Raw genomic sequence first — 4,496 nt, 5'->3', positions numbered from 1 at the left:
TTAGTCGATTGATGGATATGTGCTGGGCTGCTGATTTTACAACCCAGTCGTTTGAAAAATGTTGGTAATGACAAGGCTTCAAGACGCAACAAAAGACGCCAACTTCTGGAACTGTACGGAAACCGCTGCCACTGGTGCAACAAGTCGATGCAGAAATCAGAAAGAACCATCGAACACTTACTCCCGAAAAGCCGAGGCGGGTCTAACGCACTCTCCAACCTGCGTTTAGCCTGCTTCAGTTGCAATAACTCGCGTGGAAATAGCCTCGAACCTCCGGACGGCAAGAACTTACGCACACAAAGAGCTCAACCACATGAGAAAATAGCTTAGGATTTTCGCACGATCGCGAATTTTCATAGCAGCTAATAGACATCTCCCAAAAAGCCTGTCAAGAACAGCCAGGATGCCTGTTCCACAAGAATTATGGGAGATGTCTAACAAACTAACTTGCTCCTCAAAAAAGTCGCATGGATGACCTAGATGGACGGTTAAGCGCTCTAATTGCAGAGGTGCGCCACAACCCAGCTAACAGTAGAAAATGGCGATCGGCCATGCACAAGCTCTTATGGGAAATTCAGCAACTACCAGGACTCAAAAAATCAGCCCATCAAAATTATCCTGAAGCCCTCAACCTTACTTTAGCATGGGTCAGCCGCGACATTGCTAAATTTGAACCGCGATCGCCTTCTGTTTCAAAAAGTTTTGTCAACTGGATCAACGGCACTTTGCGTCGGCGAATTCAAGATTTGTATTCTCCTGACAAAGATGCTCCAATTAGTTTAGATGCACCGATCGCAGCAGATATTGGGAAAACAACTCGGCTCGAACTATTACCTGATTTTCCGCTCAGCGGGTTGGATGGCATGATTGAAAGTGTTCAGAAAGAAACCACTCAGCGAATAGGTCTCCAACTAGAACTTTACATAGAGCAAGATCCAGAAGGCAAGCTAAGAAATAGCTACCCTCGTTCTAACCCGGAGTGCAACTGCCAATTCCTCAGCATGAGAAGAGTATTAAAAGAACCTCCTGACAAGTTTCGAGACTTAGCCAAAGAGTTAAAGGTTAATTACACAACCCTGAATTCTCACTGGAACAGAAAATGCGAACCCTCGTTGCAAGAAATAGCCCGCACTCTAGGATATAAACAGGAACTAAAACCATGAACATCGCAGAACTACCTCTGTTAACAGTACCGCTAGAATTAAAAGCTCACGAAATGGCGCGACAGTTGGCAGCCGTTCAAAGTACAGTCCAAAAAGGAAAACGAGTTTACTTGAATGCACTGGCAGTTTACGCAGTTCATAGCTATTTAAAATGGCTGCAAATAGAAACACATTGGGAAGGTTCTGATAGCTTCAATCCAGCAAAAACGACACTAACTAATGTCGCTGACTTGGTAATTCCTGGCATTGGTTCCTTAGAATGCCGCCCAGTTTTACCTGGTGAAACAACCATTCTCTTACCCGAAGAAGTAATAGAAAATCGGATTGGATATGTGGGAGTACAGTTTAGCGCTCGCCTGGACTCCGTGCAGCTATTGGGATTTGCTCCAAGCTTAGATAGCTCAAATCCACCGCAACAAATAGCAGTAGCAGAACTGATGCCGATCGACAATTTAATCGAACAGATTACTCGTTTAGAAGAAGCGATCGCCTTCTTAGAAACAGACGATCCGGTGGCGGTACAGGTGCGATCTACGATCCAAACTCAATCGCAGAGCAATATTGTTGCCCAATTAGAGCGTATTTATCGAACTTGCGACGAGTATGAGTGGCGGTACGCAGGGGGAGAGATGTTAGCTGGGAGTACCGCAGGAGGGGAGTTTACTCGTGAAAGTGCAGATAGCGCCGACACTGATTTAGAAGATTTAGCCGAAGCACTGCTGGAGAAGTTAGCAGAAATATGGAGAGATGCTGCGTAATTTTGGAGCGGATGGCTGATGTATATACGTAGTATCCCCTTCGTAACCTGTAAAGAATATGGCAAAAGGATTCGGCCCTAAGAAAACTCCCCCAGCGACAAAACGGCAGAAAGCTTATTTCAAGCTGATTCAAGCGCTCCTCAACTGTCCTAGTGGCAGAGAACTCAAGATTTTAGGGAATCACGCCCATCTGATTGACGCGGGTTTGGTGGAAATGATGGCAATGGTAGCTACGATTTTGGTAGCAGATAAGGAGCTTACGAGGGCTAAATTTTTAATTGGTTGGGCTGTTATTTTAACTCAAGAACTGGGATTAAACAATAATTTTTTCAGCGTCGAGCCCACTATTTGTTCCCAAGAAAATTTTCTCAGGCAATGGGATTCCATCCAAGAGCAAACCCGGTTTCGTTTATTCTTTCAATTATTAGACGCTATTTCAGAGAGTCGCAGGAATTTCCAAACGGTTGACCAAAGGATAGTGCCAGAAATTAACGTCGTGCTTGAAGCTAATCAAGCTCAACTTGATGAACACTTTGTTAAGGTGTTGCGATATCACTCGTCTGCGATACTATCTGAAGCACCACCCGCAGGGAAAAAAGGAATCGCTGCTCGACTTATGATGTTGAGCTACTGCATCCATGACTTTAAAAAAGGAAATGAAGCCAATAATTTAGAGATTGCCATTGCAGGTTATGAAATTGCTGTCACCGTCTTAACCTACGAAGCTTTTCCAGAACAGTGGGCAGCTTGTCAAAACTCTCTCGGTAATGCTTATCACCGCCGTTTGAAGGGCGATCGCGCCGAAAATCTAGAACGATCGATCGCCTGCTGCCAAAATGCCCTACAAGTATTGACTCGCGAATCTCGTCCCATAATGTGGGCAGAAATTCAAAAGAATTTGGCTATTGCTTATGGCAACCGAATTCGCGGAGATCGGTTAGAGAATGCAGAATTAGCAAGAATCGCTTGTTGCACAGCAATGGAAGTTTACACCCGCGAAGCAATGCCTGAAGCATGGGCTCAACTTCAAAACAATTTAGGTCTTATTTATCGCGATCGCATTTGTGGCGACAAGGCGGAAAACTTGGAACAAGCGATCGCGTGTTATCAAAACGCCCTGTTATTCCGCACCCGCGAAGAATTTCCTCAACTTTGGGCGCAAACTCAAATAAATCTGGCATCTGCTTACCGCCACCGAATTCACGGCGATCCGGTAGAAAATGTTGAGAAGGCGATCGCAGCTAATCTCGAAGCTTTGCAAGTTTACACTCAAGACATTTTCCCCGCAGATTGGGCAGGAGTGCAAACTAATTTGGGTAACGCTTACGTGCATCGACGTAAGGGCGATCGAAATGAGAATTTAGAAATGGCTATTGTCGCCCATCAATCTGCTTTAAAAGTCTTTAACCCGGATGAGTTTCCTAGAGAGTGGGCTATGGCTCAAATGAATCTGGGTAAATGTTACTTCATGGTTGAATCACACGAAAAAGCGATCGCTTGTTATCGATTGGCTTTAACAGTTTGTACGCCAACTGCTTTCCCATTTGAATGCTCGGGCGCTGGAGAAACCCTTGGAAAAATAGGATTTGCAATAAAAGATTGGAAATTAGCCATTGAGGGATACGGTATCGCGATCGAAGCCGTAGAAACCAGGCGTACTTGGGCAACTTCTGAATTTCGCCGCCAAGAAATTTTGGAAGAGGCGATCGACATTTACCCAAACATCGTGCAAGCTTGCATCAATAACAAGCAGTTAGATAAAGCTGTTGAATATGTAGAGCGATCGCGCTCTAAACGCCTCGTAGACTTAATGGCAAGCAATGACCTCTATTCAAGTGCAGAAATTCCGGCTGAAATCCAACAGTATTTACAGGATTTTGAACGCCTACAGCAACAAATTGACCAGGAACGAGGGCGCAATCAACCTAGCAAAGACTTTGATAATAGCAAACTTGATAACAGCCGTGCAGCACTAGCAGCTTACAATCAAACAATAGCTGATCTGGAAGCTGAAAAACTCCTAATTTGGGAACAACTTCGCCGTTTAGATCCGGTGCTTGCGGGTCAAATTCGAGTCAATCCTCTCAAATTCCCATCCATCCAGCAGCTTATCGACAAACCCACCACTGCAATTATTAGCTTTTACACCACTGTTAGCGACACCTTTATCTTCGTCGTGCGGCAAAACGAGATTAGCCTGCAAAGCTGCGCTGGTTTAGGATTTGAGGATTTGCACGAATGGATTTTCAAAAATTGGTTAGGACAATATGTTGAGGATAAAGATTCTTGGAAAGAAGAGTTAGTTGAGATGCTAGCTGAAATCGCCAAACTGTTAAATTTAAATGACCTGCTTTTGTGGCATTTAGAAGGAATTTCGGAACTGATTATAGTTCCTCATTTTGCCCTTCACCAAATCCCCTTCGCTGCACTGCCCATTGGAGACAACCGATATTTGGGTGACAAGTTTTTGATTCGTTACGCACCTAGTTGCCAAGTGCTAAGTAGGTAGGCGGGAAAAAACCTATTTATGTAACAAAACATTAAGCAGGATAATTCGAGTTAAATTTAACGCGTT

The 4,496-nt window shown here is 44.3% G+C and carries 4 protein-coding genes; all 4 read left to right on the top strand.

Annotation, left to right across the window (positions count from 1 at the left end; translation table 11 throughout):
- The first annotated feature begins 51 nt into the window (after window positions 1-51).
- The 4 genes from QUB06_RS34105 (at window position 52) to QUB06_RS34090 (ending at window position 4,430) form a co-directional block, all read left to right on the top strand.
- Window positions 52-330 carry an HNH endonuclease gene (locus tag QUB06_RS34105; protein ID WP_333439215.1) on the top strand — a complete coding sequence of 93 codons (279 nt, stop codon included), beginning with the start codon at window positions 52-54 and terminating at the stop codon, window positions 328-330.
- A 137-nt stretch (window positions 331-467) separates the two neighbouring features.
- Window positions 468-1,163, top strand: a complete 696-nt coding sequence (locus QUB06_RS34100) for a hypothetical protein (RefSeq protein WP_333439213.1) — start codon at window positions 468-470, stop codon at window positions 1,161-1,163.
- Window positions 1,160-1,921: a DUF1822 family protein gene (locus QUB06_RS34095; protein ID WP_333439211.1), complete on the top strand. Its 762-nt coding sequence runs from the start codon at window positions 1,160-1,162 to the stop codon at window positions 1,919-1,921. The genes QUB06_RS34100 and QUB06_RS34095 overlap by 4 nt, the downstream gene beginning before the upstream one ends.
- Before the next feature lie 58 nt (window positions 1,922-1,979).
- Window positions 1,980-4,430 carry a CHAT domain-containing protein gene (locus QUB06_RS34090; protein ID WP_333439209.1) on the top strand — a complete coding sequence of 817 codons (2,451 nt, stop codon included), beginning with the start codon at window positions 1,980-1,982 and terminating at the stop codon, window positions 4,428-4,430.
- Window positions 4,431-4,496: the final 66 nt, after the last annotated feature.

The sequence above is a fragment of the Microcoleus sp. D2_18a_D3 genome (genome assembly GCF_036702455.1).
Classification (GTDB): domain Bacteria; phylum Cyanobacteriota; class Cyanobacteriia; order Cyanobacteriales; family Microcoleaceae; genus Microcoleus.
This window is presented reverse-complemented; position numbering and strand designations above follow the sequence as displayed.

What these genes read in the sequence shown, in the direction of transcription:
- QUB06_RS34100 (WP_333439213.1), top strand. Translation starts at nt 468, where the DNA reads ATGGATGACCTAGATGGACGGTTAAGCGCTCTAATTGCAGAGGTGCGC.
- QUB06_RS34095 (WP_333439211.1), top strand. Translation starts at nt 1,160, where the DNA reads ATGAACATCGCAGAACTACCTCTGTTAACAGTACCGCTAGAATTAAAA.
- QUB06_RS34090 (WP_333439209.1), top strand. Translation starts at nt 1,980, where the DNA reads ATGGCAAAAGGATTCGGCCCTAAGAAAACTCCCCCAGCGACAAAACGG.